The sequence below is a fragment of the Mesorhizobium argentiipisi (SeqCode) genome (assembly GCF_037179585.1).
Classification (GTDB): Bacteria; Pseudomonadota; Alphaproteobacteria; order Rhizobiales; family Rhizobiaceae; genus Mesorhizobium; species Mesorhizobium argentiipisi.
The window spans coordinates 171,346-188,352 of record NZ_JAPYKO010000011.1; the positions used below are offsets into that span (position 1 = coordinate 171,346).

Below are 17,007 nucleotides of genomic sequence, written 5' to 3' on the forward strand. Positions count from 1 at the left end.
GCCGTCAAATCGCCAGCCTGTCAGGCGAGCTCCGCCAGCGCCGCCTCGACTTCCGCCGCCGTGCCCACTGCGCCGGTGGCAATCTCACGGTTGATCCGGCGCGCCAGGCCCGACAGCACCTTGCCGGCGCCGACCTCGTAAAGCGTCGAAACGCCTTTGGCGCCGAACCATTCCACCGTCTCGCGCCAGCGCACCCGGGCTACCACCTGCTCGACCAGGCGGCGGGCGATCTCGTCCGGGTCGCTGGTCGGGGTCACGGTGACGTTCGAGACGATCGGAACCACGGGCGCGGATTTGGCGACACCGGCCAGCGCTTCGCGCATGATGTCGGCTGCCGGCGTCATCAGCGCCGAGTGGAAGGGGGCGGACACCTGCAGCATCAGCGCCCGCTTGGCGCCCTTTTCGGTGCACAGCTTCGCCGCCAGCTCGACCGCCGCCTTGGCGCCGGAAATCACCAGCTGGCCGCCGCCATTGTCGTTGGCGACCTGGCAGACGGAGCCCTTGGCGGCTTCCGCGCATGCCGCTTGGACATCGGCCTGCTCGAGGCCGATGATCGCCGCCATGGCGCCCTCGCCTGCCGGGACCGCCGCCTGCATGGCATTGCCACGGGTGCGCAAGAGCTTGGCGGCGTCGCCGACCGAAACGAAGCCGGCCGCGGCAAGCGCGGAATATTCGCCCAGCGAATGACCGGCCACATAGGCCACTTTGTCCTTCAGCGAGAAGCCGCGCGCCTCGAGCGCCCGCATCGCCGCCAGCGACACGGCCATCAGCGCCGGCTGGGCATTGGCGGTCAGCGTCAGCGTCTCTTCCGGCCCTTCCCAGATCAGTTTCGACAGTTTTTCGCCGAGCGCGGCGTCCACTTCCTCGAAGACGCGGCGCGCTTCGGGGAAGGCATCGGCGAGGTCCTTGCCCATGCCGACGGCCTGGCTGCCCTGTCCCGGAAAGGTGAATGCGACGGCCATTTGAAGTCTCTCCAGAGGCTGGTTTTTCCCTGCCTCTGGCGCAAGGCGGACGGCCAAGTCAAGCCCGCCGGCGCCCCTTCGGCCCGTATTTCAGCCGGAAAAGCTGGCTGACTCCCTGTTCCGAAAGGCTTTTTGGCGATCACACCTGATGAAAACCGCTCACGTTTGGGTTGCTGGCTCTTCTTATTTCAGCCACAGGCGCTAGCTTTGCGTGACATTTCGATGACAGAAGCGTGACGGGCGTGGAAGGCGTGTTGCGTGGCCTGGGGGAAAACAGAGTGGCAAGGATCAGGAAAGGCGCGGCCAAGCCCGTACCGGGATTTTTGGAAGACGATCCGTCCACCGGCTATCTGCCCGGACGGACCTGGCCGACCGTACGCTACGGCCTGACGACGCTTCTTGCCTCGGCCCTGCTCGTATTCGCGATCGAATGGATCGTGCGCGGCGATTTCTTCGGCACGGTCGATTTCTTCCTGCAGCCCTTCAAGCCGGGCTGGACCACCATCGTCGTTTTCGCGCTGGTGCTGGTCGGACTGGACGCCATACTGGGCCGCAGCCATCAGAGCCTGATGATCGTGGCGCCGCTGACGCTGGCGCTTGCCTTTGTCGGCCACCAGAAATCGCACTATCTCGGCGACCCCCTCTATCCGACGGATTTCCTGTTTGCCCGCCAGATCATGGCGCTGATGCCGCTTTTGGTGCGCGAACGGCCATGGACGGCCATCATGCTGGCCGCCGCCATCGTCGGCGGCCTGACGCTGCTCGTCTATTGCTGGCGAACCTGGCGCCGGCGTGTGCCGATCCTCAGCCGCAAGGGCCGTCTGGCGCGGCTGGCGCTTGCCGTGCCGCTGCTCGCCTTCTTCGTCTCGATCATGGACTACGCCACCTTCTCGTGGACGCGCGACCGGCTGCAGATCATCCCGATCATGTGGGATCAGAAGGAGAACTACGCCTCCAACGGCTTTGCGCTCGCCTTCGCGATGAACGTGCCGATGGCGCATGTCTCGGCGCCCCCCGGCTATTCCGAAAAGGCGATGGCCGCGATCCAGCGGCCCGACGTCGCCGCTTCCGTGCCGGACGAGAAGCCGGATATCGTGGTGGTGATGAGCGAATCCTTCTGGGATCCGACGCACCTGCCCGGCGTCACCATCAAGCCCGACCCGATCCCCACAGTGCGCGCCTTGCGCTCCGGCTCGATGTTCTCACCCGAGTTCGGCGGCATGACCGCCAATATCGAATTCGAGGCGCTGACCGGCTTTTCCAACGCTTTCCTGCCGGCCGGCTCGATCCCCTACCAGCAATATGTGCGCACCCCAACGCCCTCGCTGGCGACCTTCCTTAAGAGCGAGGGCTACCGGGCGCACGCCATCCACCCGGGCACCAACTGGTTCTGGAACCGGGGCGCCGTCTATGCCGATTTCGGCTTCAACGACTTCCGCTCGGAAGAGACCCTGCCGCCGATGGAGAAGCGCGGACCGCTGGCTTCCGACGCGGCGATGACCGACGAGATCATCCGCGAGGCAGACGCCAGCGACGATCCGGTGTTCCTGTTCGCCGTCAGCCTGCAGAACCACGGCCCTTACGAGCCCTACCGCTACTACAATCCGACGCATTCGGTCGATGCGCCGATCAGTTCCTGGGCGCGGGAATCGCTGCTTTCCTATACCGAGGGCTCGGCCGATGCCGACCGGGGCCTGCAGCGGCTGATCGACTGGGCGAAAGCGCGCCAGCGGCCGACCATCATCGCTTTCTTCGGCGACCACCTGCCGCCGCTCGGACCCGTCTATGTCGAGACCGGCTTCCTCAAGGACAATGTCGCGCCACGCAAAGAGCCTAGCGCCGACGCCGCGCTCGAACACCACGACACGCCGCTGATCATCTGGTCGAACCGCTCCGGTCCGATGAAGAACCTGGGCTCGGTGAGCCCGGCCTTCCTGCCCTACCACATCCTGACCACTGCGGGCATCACCCACCCCTACTACACCGGTTTCCTCGGCGCGCTGCGGGAGCGTTACCGGGTGGTCGACCGCAACCTGCTCCTGTCGTCCGCGGGCGACGCCACACCGGATTGGGCGAGGCAAAAGCAGATCGATCCGCAGATCAACGATTTCCGCCTCATCCAGTACGACATGATGTTCGGCAAGCGCCACGCGGCGCCCGATTTCTTCCCCGAGACGGTGGACAAGCTCGTCGCGCATACGAGCTGAGCGGGCGGTTGTTGAACCGAGGGGCAGACAGCTGGTGTGCTCCCCCGCTCGCTCCTCACTCCGGCCGATACAATTCATCCATGCTGAGCGTCGCCATCTCGGCGAACGGCGCTTGCTTCTTCACCCGGCCATGCTCCAGGATCACCAGGTCGTCGCAGAACGAGATCGTCGAGTGATGGTGGCTGATGACGATCGTGGTGCGACGGCCGGCGCGCGATTTCAGCGTCTCGACGATCGCGGCTTCCGAAAGCCCGTCCACCGCGTTGGTGGCTTCATCGAGAATCAATATATCGGGATCGCGTACAAGGGCGCGGGCGAGCGCGATGCGCTGTCTTTGCCCAGCCGACAGGTTGACGCCGCGATAGCCGACGACGGTCTGGTACCCTTGCGGCAGCGTTTCGATAAAGCCATGCGCCTCGGCTAGCTCGGCCGCGCGGCGGGCCTCTTCGGCGCTCGCCGTGTCCTTGCCGTAAGTGATGTTGGCGAGGATCGTCCCATCGACCAGTTCCAGCTCCTGGCTAGCGAGCGCAATGTTGCGGCGCCAGTCGGCCGGATCGATCTCGCTGAGCGGCACGCCGCCGACGAGGATCCTGCCCCCATCCGGCTCGACGAAGCGGCAGAGCAGGTTGACGATCGTCGTCTTGCCCGCGCCGGAGCGGCCGATCAGCGCCGTCGAGCGGCCGCTCACAATGTCGAAGCTCGCAGCGTGCAGCACCGCGGCGCGCTGCTCCTCATTGGCATAGCTGAAGCTCACGCGCTCGAAGGCGATTCTGTCGTTCAAGCCCGCGAACGGCCGACTGCCCTGGGGAGGTGCCGGCTTGCCTTCGGGGTCGAGCAGCCAGGTCACCTCCTCCAGCGAGCCGGAAAGCCCCTGCAGCTGGCTCCATGTCATCTGCAGCGTCCTGACATGCGGTTGCAGGCGGTAGAGCAGGATGAGAAAGGCAGCAACCAGCGGGAAGCTCAAGCCGGCAAACCAGGCGCCGATCACCACCGCCAGGAACAGCATGGCATGCAGCACCTCGGTCAGCGGCCCCAGCGCCCCCTGGCGACTGGAGAGCAGGAAGGCCGCTCGCCGCACCCCGTCCGATGCCGTTTCGAACGCCGCCTTCTCGCGCGCCTCCTGGCCGAAGATGCGGATCAGGCGGCCGGCATGCACCAGATGCAGCATCTGCGAGGCCAAAGCGCTATTGCGTGCCGAAACGCTGCGGCTCGGCGCTCTCAGACGTGCCGACAGCCCCATATGCGCCGCTTGCACCAGCGCCAACCCGAGCATCACCAGAAGCGTCATCTGCCAGGAGAGCAGGAGAAGGAAGGCGAGCAGGATGATGGCCGCGGAGATGCTGACGATGCTGCCCAGCACCCCCTGGATGGCGTCGGAGGCGCGCCAGGATTCGTTGGAGATGATGTTGAGCAGCCGCCCGGGACTCTGTTTTAGAAAGAAGGGATAGCCGACGTCGAGAAGACGCTCGGCCAGCGCACCGCGTATCGACTGGCTGGCTTTGCCGTAGATATGGGCAGTCAGCACCGAATTGGCAAAGGCGAGCAGGTTCTTGAGCAGGATCGAGCCGAGGATCGCGGCCGAGATCGCGATCAGCCGCTCGCGCTCGCCGAGTCCTGCGCCGACCTTCTGCAACAGTGCGGAAAGGCCGGCCATGCCCGTCGCCTCGCTATGCCCCATGATGACGCCGAGCAGCGGGATGATGAGCCCGATGCCTAACCCCTCGAGCGCGGCACCGGCTAGCCCGAGCGCGATGACCACCGGCACCAGGCCGAGCTGACGCCGCCCGAGCGAGCGCTGCACTATCGACCAAGCAGGGGCTTTAGGTCCGGTCATCGCGCACTCGCCTCAGCGCTGGCCTCGATGGTTTCCTGAACGCGTTGCGCTTGCCGATTTGGACGTCCGGCAAGCACGAGCAGCGCAAACTTAGCCGCGCCCGCTAGATTCATCAGCACGATCGGCCAATGCGACAGCCTGAGCTCCTGGTCGAAAAACGGCCCACCGATGAGCTCCCGCATCGCCGCCCGCATCGCCCAGTAGAAGTGGCGCAGCAGGAAGGGTGCGCGGCGCATATGCTTCAGGCAAAGCGCGCCGTTGCCGAAATGATAATCGCGATGCAGCCGGTCGACTGCCTTGCGGCCACGCCTGCCGTGGTGGTGGAAGATCGTCATGTCTGGCACGTATTCCACCGCCATGCCGGCCAGCATGGCCCGCACCAGATAGTCCGTGTCTTCGGCCGAACGCAGCGACCCGCCGGCGCCGAAGCGTTCGTCGAAGGGACCGATCAAGGCGGCAACATCGCGATGCATGGTCATGTTGCAGCCGAGCACAAAGCCGCCCGGGTGGACGGCGCGCGTCAGCCGCTCATGCTTGTCGCAGCGCTTGATGGTGAAGGGCAGGTCGCGCTCGTCGCCGATCTCGACGCGGCCGCCTCGGATCAGCCATTTCTCGCCGCTCGCATAATGCCGCTCAAGGTCGATCAGGTAGTTGCGGTCGAGCCTGCAGTCGTCGTCGACGAAGACCAGCACGCGCCCGCGCGCCCGCGCCAGCCCGGCATTGCGCGCTGCGGCCAGTCCCGCGCGCGGCTCAGAGATCGCCGTCACCGCAATGTCGGATATCGTGGCTGCCGAAGCAAGATATTCGGCCGTGCCGTCGCGCGAGCCGTTATCCACCACCACCAACTCGGCGGCGAAAGCCGGATGCGCCGCGCAGGCGACGCGGATCGAGTCGATACAGGCTTCGAGCACCGCGGCGCGGTCGCGCGTGCAGACGATGAAGGAAACCTGCGGCCGCTTCCCGACGGGTGACGGCCGAACGAGGTGCCGCAGCAGGGGATGGCGCTCGGCGTTCATGCCGCCCCCATCCGATAAGGCGCAAGCACCGATGCCGCGGGCGCCGATTTCAATCGGTACGCCATCCAGTCCGCGCGGCGGCCTGCCCACATCGAGGCCTGGCTCAGCCAAGGCGCCCAGGCACCGGGGCTGAGCGCATATTTTTCCCGGCGGCGGATAACGTTCCACTTCGCCGTCAGGGTCAAGAGCTCGTGCGTCAGCGCCGGCCGCTGCTGGTCGTTGACGAGCTGGTAGAGGAAATAAAACAGGTTCAGCGCGCCGGCCTCGAAGCTAGGCCGTGATGCAGCCGGTAACTCGGCGATCCGCTCCTCCAGGCCGCGGATGAAGGCAGCTGCGCGGCGCACGTTGTTGAGCGAAACATCGTCGCCGATGGCGCACAGGTCGACGCTATCCTGTGCCAGTCCCTCTGCCTCGAGATTTTCACCGACAATCCGAAGATGGGTGCGCCGCATCTCGCCCGCGTGCCGGCTAGTCACGCTGCCGGGATGCAAGCGATAGACGAGCAGGCTTTCAGGCATCATTGCCGCCGGATAGCGACCGGCGAGCCGCCGGAAGAGGTCGAAATCCTCGGCGTGCCGGTAGGAGCCGTTGTAATTGAGGTCGGATTCGTCGACGACCCGGCGGTTATAAACCACCGTCGGATGCATGAAGATCGTGAAAAATTTCGACAGCACAGGCAGCCCGAGCCGGAAAACGGGGTCGAGCCGGCCCCGGGCGATGCGGCCGTGCTGCAGCATGTCGACCACCGAGCCGCAGAAGCCGAGCTCGGGTCGCGCGGCAAACAGCGCGGCCTGCCGCGACAGCCGCCACGGATAGGCGAAGTCGTCGGCATCCATGCGCGCAACAAGCTCGCCGCGGGCCACCGCCAGCCCCTCGTTGAGGCTGGCGATGAGCCCGCGATTTGCGCGCGAAATAATGGATACGCGGCTGTCGGCGCGGCGGTAGCGCTCAAGGATTTCCAGTGACCGGTCGGTCGAACCGTCATCGATGGCGATGACTTCGAGCCGGTCGTAGTCTTGCCGCAGAATGGAATCGATGGCGGCGGCGACGTAGGGTTCGGCGTTGTACACCGGCAGCAATACGGAGATGAGCGGGCGCGTCATGGATAGCTCCGGTCCGTCGGCTGCAGATCGACGGCTGCTTTTGCGCGGGGATAAGTGGCTCCAAACCCCCGGGCTTCGCTCGGCGTTCGTGCGCGCGGCCGGGCCACATAGGGGAAATGGCGCTTGAAGCCGTTGACAGGTTTTTCAAAAAGCACCCATGACAACGAGGCGGCGAGCAGCGTGGCAGCGCCGGCGACGAGGAAGCGCCCAGGTCCCTGTTCCGAGACATTGAGCGGGATCCATGGCTGCGCCTTGACGACATAGGCGAGCAGGATCGGGTGGTAGAGATAGACGCCGTAGCTGATGCGTCCGAGCGCCAGCAGCGGCGGCAGCTCGGCCAGCCTGCCGATCCTGCCGCCAAGGCCGTTCGAGCAGGCGGCGACGATCGCCACCAGCGGCACCAGCGGCAGCACCTGCACCAAAAGCCAGCGCGGCCATTCCCATGCCGAGTCCGCCGGCCCGGGATCGGACCAGACGACGAGGAGGAAAACTGCCGCGAAGGCCGGCCAGCCGCGCCGCACCCAACCCGGCGCATCCGCGCCCCTGGCGCGGCGGACGGCGAGAATCGCGCCGCAGCCGAGTGCGTCCATCGAGGCCGGCGGCAACAGGTCCCGGGCCAAGGCCGGGTTGGCAGCGATCGGCCAATAGAAGCGGTAGGCGAGCGAGAAGGCGATGACGCCGATGGTGATGGCCTCGATCCGCCTGCGCGGCGCCAGAAGCACGATCAGCGGCCAGGCGAGGTAGAATTGCTCCTCAATGCTGAGGCTCCAGAAATGGCAGAGCAGCCACGGTGTCCATTCGTTGCGATGCGCGTACCAGAAATTCGAGAGATAAAGCGCATGCCAGGCGAGCGAGGATCCGGCCTGTTCCAGATCGGTAAACCAGACAAAGGCCAGCACGGCGAAATAGGGCGGAAATATCCGGATCGCGCGCCTGGCATAAAAGGAGTATAGCGCCGGTCCGGCCGCGAATTGGACGGCGTCGCGCGCCTCCAGCAAAAGCCTGGTGATCAGGAAACCGGAAAGCGTGAAGAACAGCCGCACCCCGAGGTGACCGAGGAAGGACGTGCCGCCGGGCGCAAGGAAATGCGCATAAAGAACGAGCGTGACGGCAAAAGCCCGCAGCGTGTCAAGCTGAAGGTCACGACCACCGGCCATCATTCGCAGCCGCCGGCGCTGACAACGTGACCCGGGCCGCCGACCGCAACATCCGTGCCGGTCAACGGAAAACGCAAGCCTGCCGACTCCTAAACTATATTCACGTACGCTAAATAACTGCAGAACAACATGGTGCAGTGCAACACAGAATAGGTAACCGGTTGAACCGAAATGTGATGTCTCGCGCCAGAAAATGCCCTGCCCGTGCCACTATTCCGCCCCTTTTTTGGCGGAGCGGCATTCACCGATCAATGCGATGCGTCCGGCTCCCCGATATGCGGCTGGAGACCCGGGCTGGTGGCAGCCTCTTGGGGCGGCGCTGACTGTGTTTGTCTTTAATTTGCCCCCTTGCGATGTCGACAACGGATGATCTCCATTCAGTTCAGGCCGGCAGCCCGAGCTGCTTTCGCAGGCTCTTGTCGAATGCGGATCCGGGGACGAAACGGCGCAGGACACTGACCCGGCGCGCTATCTTTCCGGCCGCATAGCGCCGCTTCGGAGTTGGATCGGTCGCAGCCGCCAGAACGGTTTCGGCCACCACTTCGGGCGCATCGCCTTTGTCCATCGCCCTGCGCACGGCTACGGTCATGCCGGCGCGCGCGGCGTCATAGATCTCGAGCAACCGGTCCGGCTTGGCGAGGTTGTCTTCGAACGAAGTCCGGGTGTAGGCGGGCTCGACCAGCGCGACGCGGATTCCGAACGGCCGCAGTTCGTGGTCAAGCGATTCGGAATAGCCTTCAACGGCATGTTTGGTCGCCGAATAAAGCGCGAAATAAGGCGCCGGGATGAACCCCTGCACCGAGCTCAAGTTGACGATCCTGCCCTTTCCTTGACTTCGCATGATCGGCAGCACCGCGTTGATCATCCGGATGACACCGAAGACGTTCACGTCGAACAGAGCCTGGGCCTGGGTAGTCGAGGATTCCTCCGCGCCGCCGAGCAGACCCATACCGGCATTGTTGACCAGCAGGTCGATGCGCCCGGCATCGGCCAGCACCTCGTCGACCAGCTTCGCCACGGACGCGTCATCGGTCACGTCGCAGGCCAGCATGGTAATGCCGTCGGTTTTCTTGGAAACTGCGCGACGGCTGGTTCCGAAGACGCGAAAGCCCGCCTTCTGCAAGGCCTTGGCCGTCACCTGCCCGATTCCGCTGGATGCCCCCGTGACGATGGCGACGCCAGGATTGGTCCTATTCATGGAAATCACTTTCTTTGGGTTGGACTGGAAAAGCAGGAAAGGCCGAAGCAAAAAGCGTCAGTCACGAGCGGCTCGACCGTTCACGCCGTGTCCGTCCCAGCGCCGGAACACCGCGCTGGCATTGACGCCGCCGAAGCCGAAGCCGTTGGCGATCGCGTATTCCATCTCCATCGGCCGGGCCCGGTTTGCGACGAAGTCTATTCCGTCGCCGGCCGGATCGGGGGCGGACAGATTGAGGGTCGGCGGCGCCACCTGGTCCCTGAGCGCCAGGATCGTGAAGATCGCGCCAAGCCCGCCGGCAGCCCCCAGCAGGTGTCCGGTCGCCGATTTGGTTCCGCTGACGGCTATGGAGAAATCCGTGCCGAAGACGCTTTTGATTGCCTCGATTTCTCCCAGGTCGCCCACCGGCGTGGAGGTCGCGTGAGCATTGAGGTGGCGGATCTCGCGCGGTGAGATGCCGGCCTGTGCAATCGCGATCTCCATGGCACGGCGCGCGCCGTCCCCGTCCTCGGGGCCGGACGTGACGTGATGGGCATCCGCCGTCGTGCCGTAGCCGACGACCTCGGCGAGCGGTTGTGCGCCGCGCGCCAGCGCATGGCTCAATTCCTCGATGACAAGGATACCGGCGCCTTCGCCCATGACGAAGCCGTCCCGCGAGACGTCGAACGGACGGGAGGCCTGCTCGGGACGATGATTGAATGACGTCGAAAGCGAGCGCGCCGCCGCGAAGCCGCCCAGACTGACGACATTCATGCAGGCTTCGGTGCCGCCGCACACGGCGATGTCGGCTTCATCGGCACGGATGATACGTGCAGCATCGCCGATCGCCTGGATGCCGGCGGCGCACGCCGTTACCGGCGCGCCGATGTGGCCCTTGAAGCCGTAACGAATCGTGATGTGGCCCGCGGCGAGGTTCACCAGGAACGACGGCACCGTGAACGGCGAAAGACGCCGAACGCCGCGCTGGTCTACGGTCCGCACCGCCTCGGTTATGGCGGGGAACCCTCCGATGCCTGAAGCAATGATCGTCGCGGTGCGAAGCCGATCCTTTTCCGAGACCGGCTTCCACCCCGCCTGGGCCAGCGCTTCTTCCGCCGCCGCCAGCGCGAAAAGGATGAAGCGGTCGATTTTGCGCTGATCCTTCGGCGCTAGGAAGGCATTCGCATCGAGACCGGCTTCAGGATCCTCCTCCAGGGAAAGAACCGTTCCGCCGATCTTTGTCGGCAGGGTTTCGACCATTTCATCGGGAAGCCCGCGGATGCCCGAGCGGCCGGCCAGGAGACGCGACCACGACGTCTCGACATCTGCGGCAAGGGGCGTGACTGCGCCCATGCCGGTGACAACAATCCGTCGCATCTATTCTCCTATCGATCTGAGTCGCCAACCCTGCGCCGTTCAAACGGTGACGATGTCGCGAACCTGTTGGGTCGCCGCACCCAGGAAGGCCTGGGCGAGGTCGGGATCATTGACGACGCGCGAGAGGACCACCGCACCGACCATCGTCGAGAGGACAGCCATGGCTTTTTCAATGGTTTGCTCGCCGTCCGTCCGGGCAATCATCCTGCCGAGGACTTCCAGATATGCCTTGATCCCGGTCTCGAACGACGCTTTGACGTCGCTCCCCTGCCTGGCGGCATCCGAGCCGAGCGCCGCGACCGGGCAGCCGTCCATCCTTTCTTCGCGATGGTCCATGCTGAGGTAGAACTCGATCACCGCCCCAAGCGGATCGTGTGGGTTCGCTGCCATCGCCGCCGTCCATCTGTCGGCAGCGCTCTCCATCGCCCGCTTGGACGCCTGCACCGCCAAGTCCTCCTTAGATGCGAACTGTTTGTAGAAAGCGCCTTGGGTCAGCCCGGCGCCCTTCATCAGATCCTTGAGGCCGATGCCGTCGAAACCGTGCTCCCGAAAAAGGCGGCTGGCCACATCGATCACGGTTTGCCGGTTCTGCTCAGCCTGAATGCGGCTCACGCGCATCGTCGATCTCCATATTTAGATTGCGTACTAAATCTATATCTCAATTAGAGACCGAACGCAATCTATCAAGGGAAGATGCGAAACGGGCCCGCCACGCGATCGGTGTGGCGGCTTGCCACAGACGTCGAATGCAGCCCTTGCCGATGAACCCACCAAGGGACGCCCCATCGAAGCGGGCAGCCTGCACAAGGGACCTCGACATAGTGGTCTATACGTCCCATCCGACGGCGACCTCCTGAAGGTCACCGCCACCTCCGCGCCGAGCGATATGTAGCGCGCCAGCGCGCAGGACCACACAATGCGGTTGTTACCATGCACGACCGCTGGCTGGTCGTGGGGTCGGCGAGCGCGACGAGATTTTGTGAGGCATGAGCCAAACCGGGCCTCGGGCGGTCAAGCTTCGGAGGTTGGCGCCGAGACGTTCATGGCCCGCGGATCTGCTCACCCGAAGAAGGCCTTGATCGATCTGCTACCAGTTGCGCCCCGAACAGGACCGGGAGGGTATGGAAAAGCTCGGCGAGCGATAGATGCCAACCTGCTAGGACGTGGCACATCTGCGCCGTACCGGTCAGGTCTTCCGCCTGCCCCTTCGCGCGGCCTCAGGTTTGATCGCGGCCTCCGGTTTTATTCTGATGCGCAACGTCCCGCCCTCGGGACGGTCGATTTCGAACGCGTTCGTCTTGCGGACGAGATCGCTCAGCTTGCGAAAGCCGAAGGTACGCGGATCGAAGTCGGAAGCCAGGTTGGCGAGCTGCGTTCCGACCGCACCGAGCGGAACCCAGCCGTCTTCGCTTTCCATCTGTGCGATGATTTTGCGGATTATCGGCACGGCCGCTGACGGCGGCTGCAATGGCTTCATGCTCGATACCGCTTCAGGCTCGTTCCCGGGCGCAGACGGCAGCAGGTTCTCGGTATAGACAAATCGACGGCATGCCTGGCGGAAACTCTCGGGTGTCTTCTGCTCACCGAAGCCGAACACGTCGATGCCCTGTTCACGAATGCGGGCCGCCAGCCGGGTGAAATCACTGTCGGAGGAAACCAGGCAGAAACCGTCGAACCGGCCGCTATGGAGGAGATCCATCGCGTCGATGACGAGCGTGATGTCCGAGGCGTTCTTGCCTGTGGTGTAGGCGAACTGCTGCTGGGGTATGATTGCGTGCTTCGAAAGAACGTCGGCCCATGCTTTCGAGCGCGAGCTGGAAAAATCGCCATAGATGCGACGCACGCTGGCCTCGCCGATCTTGGCGATCTCCTCGAACAGCCCATCGGCAATCTTGGCCGAGGCATTGTCGGCATCGATCAGAACGGCAAGGCGCGGCGACCGAGATTCGGATGGCGTCATAAGGCTTTCCTTAGCGCTGTTCATGCCACCTGAAGTTCTTGCTTTCAATGTCAATGATGTCGCCGCAGTTCGAGCATTCCATCTGGGTGTGAGTACGAATCCAGCCGACAAGCGTCTTTGCCTGATGGCGGCAACGGGGACATTCCACGTCGATTTCGAAGTTGTCTGTCTCGCGCTTTGTCATCGCCTATGCCTCAGCTTTCGTCAGCAGCGGGCTCCCGCGCTTCTTTCTGTTCTATGCGCGCTTCTTTCTGCTCTATGGATGAAGGTTTCTCCTTTGCAGCTTTTCCGGCAAGCTTGGCTTCTTTCTTGGCCGCCTTGGCCTTGTCTCGTTGGCTCCGCTCGTATCGATAGTTCGGCTTCATCGCCATTCGAAATCTCCGTATGCAGGATTGGGCAGGTTTTGAGCAAACACCGCCGCGGTTTTCCATGGCGGTTGCAAAACCGAAAGCGCGCAGATCAGACCGCGCGCTCTCCGTCGCCAAGCTCAGTAAATCTCAACCGTGCGGTCGTAGCTGATCCCCGCACTCTTAAGCGCGGCAAGGAAAGCGACGCTCGCGTCATCGGCAGCACCATCTTCGGCGCAGCGCTTCATCGCGTCAGTCCAAGCCAGGCTGTCGTTTCCAGGCCAATGGTCAAACAGGAAATCCGAAGCCTGTGCGACGGACTCAATGAGAGTGAAACCGAGAGGGCCAGCGATGTAGACAACCACAGGAGCCCGGAATTTTTTGTGAACCATCGTGCACCCTACGCCCGACGGCGCCGAAAGACGAGCGCGGTAGCAATATTATTCAGCCAGCCTTGATCGCATTGCGGATGCGGCTACCGGAAATCGGCGGCGGTCAAAGTGTAGGAGTCGCGGCGGTTGCGGACATAAACCTTGCCGGCCACGTCTTGGATGGTGGCTCGCAAGGCGTCGAATGCCGAAAGACAGGCCGTCTCGGTGCTTACTTTTCCGCCCGGGACAACGCCGGACTTGGCCAGCGCCTCTGCCTCGATGAAGAAACGGATCCGAAACATGCCGTCATGGCCGATGAAGCAGACGGCATTGCGCGCTTCATCGAAGCTGCGACTGGGATTGGGGAAAGCTAGAGTCATGACAGGTCTCCCGATAATTCAGGAACGCCAACAAGAGCTGGCCGCGCGGCGATCCTCTGCTTGCGGCGTTCGCTGTTGCGAAGGTTGAGGGACAGCATGCTGTTCGTCGCTTCCGAACGGCTGAGTCCGATCATGGAGGTACCGTTCACATGCGCGGGAATGCCCGTGAAGACGTGATAGACGGTCCAGGAACGATCGGCCTCGACGCGGCGGCCATATTGGTGGTCTCTAAACTCGGATGCCTGAGCGCCGCTTGCATTTTGCTCATCCGGACGAGCCCAGATGCTGCGAGCGGCATCGGTGGGCTGGTTGCCGGCGTTCATGATGTCGGCCCTTTGTCCATGCCCGCCTGCGCGGCAATGACGCCGGAATAGATTGTCGCGCCGTCGGCGTCGGCAATCGCGACAGCATCTGGCCATTGCGGCATGTTCAGCGTCCTGGCCAGAAGCCGCGCGATCTCGATCGCCGCTTCCAGATCGACCGCTTCCACAGTTTCACGGCCGACGACGGCATGGGCATCGTCCGCCGCGCGAACGCGATAGAATTCAATCACGACTTTCATCCGAGCCCGTCGCTCACAAACATCCCGCCGTCAGCCTTGCTCTTTCCTTGAGCGGAACGCGCTGGCGCCTTTGATTTGAACGAACGCGCTCTCAGGTTTGGCCGGTGTCTTTTCCTGCTTCGGCTTTCTGATCTCGCGGTTCGAGCGCTTCTGTCCCTTGGCCATGTCCGAATGTCCTTTCGATGAGCATCATGCCGTCCTCCGACAGGTCGTTGGCCGTTTCCAGCCTGTCCTCCGTCACGACCCGCTCATGCGGCTCGCTTTCGCTGCGAACGCGATATTGCGGCGAGTTTCCCCTCGGCGGCAGTGTTCCGGTGACGCGGTAGATTTCACCCGTCTTCGGACCGAGGCCGAGGCCGCCCTTCAGCCGGACCGCCTGTCCGATGTCGAAAAGGCGCGCCGGCGCGCCATGCTGGATCGGGCGTGCGTTGCGTTGCAGAAGTGTGGTCATGGTTGTCTCCGTACCTCGACGAGCCGCGGCGCCGGAACCGGCGCAATGCATTTCATAATCGAAAATTCGGAAGGCGGATGGCGAGGCTTTATCATAACGAAAGCCACCTCGACCAAATCAACGAATTTAATATATGCGCTCCAAGGGCACCGTGGGCAAGGCCGCGACAGCGTTTATTTTCGTTGGCCAAATAAAAGTCTAAACACAGATTTCAAAAACACCAAAAACTCGGCTCCTCATTGCGATATTTTTTTCGCGTCTCGCAATTTGTCTTCTCGATAATTTTGCGGGGCCGGCAAATAATTTCGGCGCTCCTGGCTATCGCACGGCAAGCCGTCTATAGAAGGATATGCACACCCGTTCCGCCTCAAGAAAGAAGTTGCCCTTAAAGCTCAGTCGCCAGACAGCCGCGCCAAGCCCGGCATTGAAGACATCCGGCGCCGTTTCCCTGCGTGAACCGCCTCGCGCGTTCGGCAGACTTGGCAGCAAGGCACCGCTCGCTGTCGCGGCCAAGCAGGCTAACGCGAGCGGAATGGAGAATGTGGCGGCGCGCATGGCGACATACGGCCCGCTCACCTTGAAGATATGTGTCGCGCTCTGGATTGTCGCTACGCTGGCCTCGGTTTTCGTCACCGTAAAAGGCTGAACCGGTTGGCATTCGTCGAGAGGCGAAACGGAAGGATGCAAGCATGGCAAACCGCTACGCGCTTCGGATGGACGAACCGGACAGTTGGACCGTTTTCGACATCTTCACCGGTCAACCTGCCGAGTTTGAGAAGAAGATGGTGATCGGCATCAAGACGCGCCGGGCGGAGAAGATCGTTAGCGAACTGAATGCACAGGATGCCAAGAGGCGGGCGGAGGCCGACCGGGCATCCTGATCGTGGCAAGGTCGATACTGCGGTTTATCGCTCCTGGCCCGGTCATGCGCGGCATTGTCCCGGTGACTGCGGTCCCGGCATTCATTTCACCTGAAGGGAGAATACCCATGAGAACCATGAAAACACCGGATACCCCACGCGTCCTGATCGTGGCGGTGGCCAAGTCGTCCAAGATTATGTCGGCGCGGCTGACCATCAGAACCGACGAAGCCGCAAGGCGCAGGATCGCCGACACCGACGGCACTCTGAGGCGGGCACGTGAACTCGCGGAACGCAATCGCCTGCTTTGAATCGATTGGCACCATGAGCGCCTACGCAGCCTCCGTTCCGCAACCAGGCAAAGTATGCTGACGGCTGAGGCAGAGACCTCGTTCCATTCCGCTCGAGAGACAGGGCGATCAATGCGTCCGGATCACAACCTGTTGTCCACCCAAGGTGACCAGCGTCTGCTTGGCGCCCTGCGAACAAGAGCCCGACAGTATAGAGGCGGATCGCCAAAATCGGGTGAGGAATTGGTTCAGTTGACCCTGCGGACTGCGATCGAAGAATATGATTGCCGACCTGCAGACATGAGCCTCAACGATTGGCTGCTGAGCATCATGCGGCGGTATTTGCACTGATCGAAGGTGCCCGCGCTGATCTGGCCTATAATGGTCGCCGCCTCAAAGGCGAGGCATAGGCTCATTCCTATCGGTGATCGAGTGAGGGGCCTGAACGCCCGTTCACCCTCCGGACCATTCCGTTCGCCACTTGCCGTCTATCCCCTGAACGAGCACCTCAGCTTCAAAGCCGTGCAACGCAGTTTCGTTTGCAGCCTTGATCGCGGCCATGACTGCATCCGCGTTCGACTTATAGACATATTCCTTGCCGTCGTAGCCAATCTTCCAACAGTGAGCGTCCTTGAATATATAGTATCTCGCTCCTGCCATGCTGGCCGCCTCTTCAACGCCAAAGAATAAAAAGTTGGATGGACGACTGCGGTTGCAGCACCGTTATGGAACTGCTTTGAAATAAAGTCCCGGACATCCGGCCGTTAGCAAGGCTGTCCTTGCTGCGTCAGGCCGGAGCACTGTGCGCCTTTCCCTCTCGATTAGCTCTCATGTTCCCTGTCAAGGTTGAAGGCAAGAAGGCTCACCTGCTTGGCAGGTTTGCGAAGCAGTCGGATCGGCCGAAGCTGCACAGGGCTGGGGGTGGAGCTCAGAGACGACGGTTGATCAGACTC

General features: G+C 63.0%; 19 protein-coding genes. 3 read left to right on the forward strand and 16 right to left on the reverse strand.

Features of this window, described 5'->3' with window-relative positions:
- Positions 1-20 precede the first annotated feature (20 nt).
- Positions 21-962 carry an ACP S-malonyltransferase gene (gene fabD, locus O7A05_RS17440; RefSeq protein ID WP_337094267.1) on the reverse strand — a complete coding sequence of 314 codons (942 nt, stop codon included), beginning with the start codon at positions 960-962 and terminating at the stop codon, positions 21-23.
- Positions 963-1,240: 278 nt separating this feature from the next.
- Between fabD and O7A05_RS17445 the strand changes: the two genes are divergently transcribed.
- Positions 1,241-3,169, forward strand: coding sequence for an LTA synthase family protein (locus O7A05_RS17445; RefSeq protein ID WP_337094268.1), 1,929 nt, complete (start codon positions 1,241-1,243; stop codon positions 3,167-3,169).
- A gap of 55 nt (positions 3,170-3,224) precedes the next feature.
- On the opposite strand, the gene O7A05_RS17450 is transcribed toward O7A05_RS17445, so the two are convergent.
- The 14 genes from O7A05_RS17450 to O7A05_RS17515 form a co-directional block, all read right to left on the reverse strand.
- The gene (locus tag O7A05_RS17450) at positions 3,225-5,003 is read right to left on the reverse strand and encodes an ABC transporter ATP-binding protein (protein ID WP_337094269.1); all 1,779 of its coding nucleotides are present in this window, start codon (positions 5,001-5,003) and stop codon (positions 3,225-3,227) included.
- Positions 5,000-6,019 (reverse strand): glycosyltransferase family 2 protein, encoded by a 1,020-nt coding sequence (locus O7A05_RS17455; protein ID WP_337094270.1) that lies wholly within the window; start codon positions 6,017-6,019, stop codon positions 5,000-5,002. Before O7A05_RS17455 ends, O7A05_RS17450 begins: the two co-directional genes overlap by 4 nt.
- Complete coding sequence (locus O7A05_RS17460) at positions 6,016-7,122, reverse strand: glycosyltransferase family 2 protein (RefSeq protein ID WP_337094271.1); 1,107 nt, start codon at positions 7,120-7,122, stop codon at positions 6,016-6,018. Before O7A05_RS17460 ends, O7A05_RS17455 begins: the two co-directional genes overlap by 4 nt.
- On the reverse strand, positions 7,119-8,279 hold the full coding sequence (locus O7A05_RS17465) for an acyltransferase family protein (protein WP_337094290.1): 1,161 nt from the start codon (positions 8,277-8,279) through the stop codon (positions 7,119-7,121). The genes O7A05_RS17460 and O7A05_RS17465 overlap by 4 nt, the downstream gene beginning before the upstream one ends.
- Before the next feature lie 382 nt (positions 8,280-8,661).
- Entirely contained in the window at positions 8,662-9,477 is an 816-nt protein-coding gene (locus O7A05_RS17470) for an oxidoreductase (protein WP_337094272.1), read from the reverse strand.
- Between the two features lie 57 nt (positions 9,478-9,534).
- Positions 9,535-10,833, reverse strand: a complete 1,299-nt coding sequence (gene fabF, locus O7A05_RS17475; protein WP_337094273.1) for a beta-ketoacyl-ACP synthase II — start codon at positions 10,831-10,833, stop codon at positions 9,535-9,537.
- Positions 10,834-10,872: 39 nt separating this feature from the next.
- Positions 10,873-11,451 (reverse strand): TetR/AcrR family transcriptional regulator, encoded by a 579-nt coding sequence (locus O7A05_RS17480; protein WP_337094274.1) that lies wholly within the window; start codon positions 11,449-11,451, stop codon positions 10,873-10,875.
- A gap of 568 nt (positions 11,452-12,019) precedes the next feature.
- Complete coding sequence (locus O7A05_RS17485; RefSeq protein ID WP_337094291.1) at positions 12,020-12,793, reverse strand: NYN domain-containing protein; 774 nt, start codon at positions 12,791-12,793, stop codon at positions 12,020-12,022.
- A 194-nt stretch (positions 12,794-12,987) separates the two neighbouring features.
- Positions 12,988-13,164, reverse strand: coding sequence for a hypothetical protein (locus O7A05_RS17490; protein ID WP_337094275.1), 177 nt, complete (start codon positions 13,162-13,164; stop codon positions 12,988-12,990).
- A gap of 116 nt (positions 13,165-13,280) precedes the next feature.
- Positions 13,281-13,532: a DUF982 domain-containing protein gene (locus tag O7A05_RS17495; protein ID WP_337094276.1), complete on the reverse strand. Its 252-nt coding sequence runs from the start codon at positions 13,530-13,532 to the stop codon at positions 13,281-13,283.
- An 83-nt stretch (positions 13,533-13,615) separates the two neighbouring features.
- Entirely contained in the window at positions 13,616-13,891 is a 276-nt protein-coding gene (locus tag O7A05_RS17500) for a DUF1488 family protein (RefSeq protein ID WP_140756643.1), read from the reverse strand.
- Positions 13,888-14,214 (reverse strand): hypothetical protein, encoded by a 327-nt coding sequence (locus O7A05_RS17505; RefSeq protein WP_337094277.1) that lies wholly within the window; start codon positions 14,212-14,214, stop codon positions 13,888-13,890. Before O7A05_RS17505 ends, O7A05_RS17500 begins: the two co-directional genes overlap by 4 nt.
- Positions 14,211-14,453: a hypothetical protein gene (locus O7A05_RS17510; RefSeq protein WP_224588942.1), complete on the reverse strand. Its 243-nt coding sequence runs from the start codon at positions 14,451-14,453 to the stop codon at positions 14,211-14,213. Before O7A05_RS17510 ends, O7A05_RS17505 begins: the two co-directional genes overlap by 4 nt.
- Positions 14,454-14,544: 91 nt before the next feature.
- Positions 14,545-14,904: a hypothetical protein gene (locus O7A05_RS17515; protein ID WP_337094278.1), complete on the reverse strand. Its 360-nt coding sequence runs from the start codon at positions 14,902-14,904 to the stop codon at positions 14,545-14,547.
- Positions 14,905-15,593: 689 nt separating this feature from the next.
- On the opposite strand from O7A05_RS17515, the gene O7A05_RS17520 reads away from it, so the two are divergent.
- Complete coding sequence (locus O7A05_RS17520; protein ID WP_337094279.1) at positions 15,594-15,785, forward strand: hypothetical protein; 192 nt, start codon at positions 15,594-15,596, stop codon at positions 15,783-15,785.
- 107 nt (positions 15,786-15,892) lie between these two features.
- Positions 15,893-16,075 carry a hypothetical protein gene (locus tag O7A05_RS17525; RefSeq protein ID WP_337094280.1) on the forward strand — a complete coding sequence of 61 codons (183 nt, stop codon included), beginning with the start codon at positions 15,893-15,895 and terminating at the stop codon, positions 16,073-16,075.
- Between the two features lie 432 nt (positions 16,076-16,507).
- Here the strand turns inward: O7A05_RS17525 and O7A05_RS17530 are convergent, their stop codons facing one another.
- On the reverse strand, positions 16,508-16,714 hold the full coding sequence (locus O7A05_RS17530; protein WP_224588937.1) for a DUF2188 domain-containing protein: 207 nt from the start codon (positions 16,712-16,714) through the stop codon (positions 16,508-16,510).
- Positions 16,715-17,007: the final 293 nt, after the last annotated feature.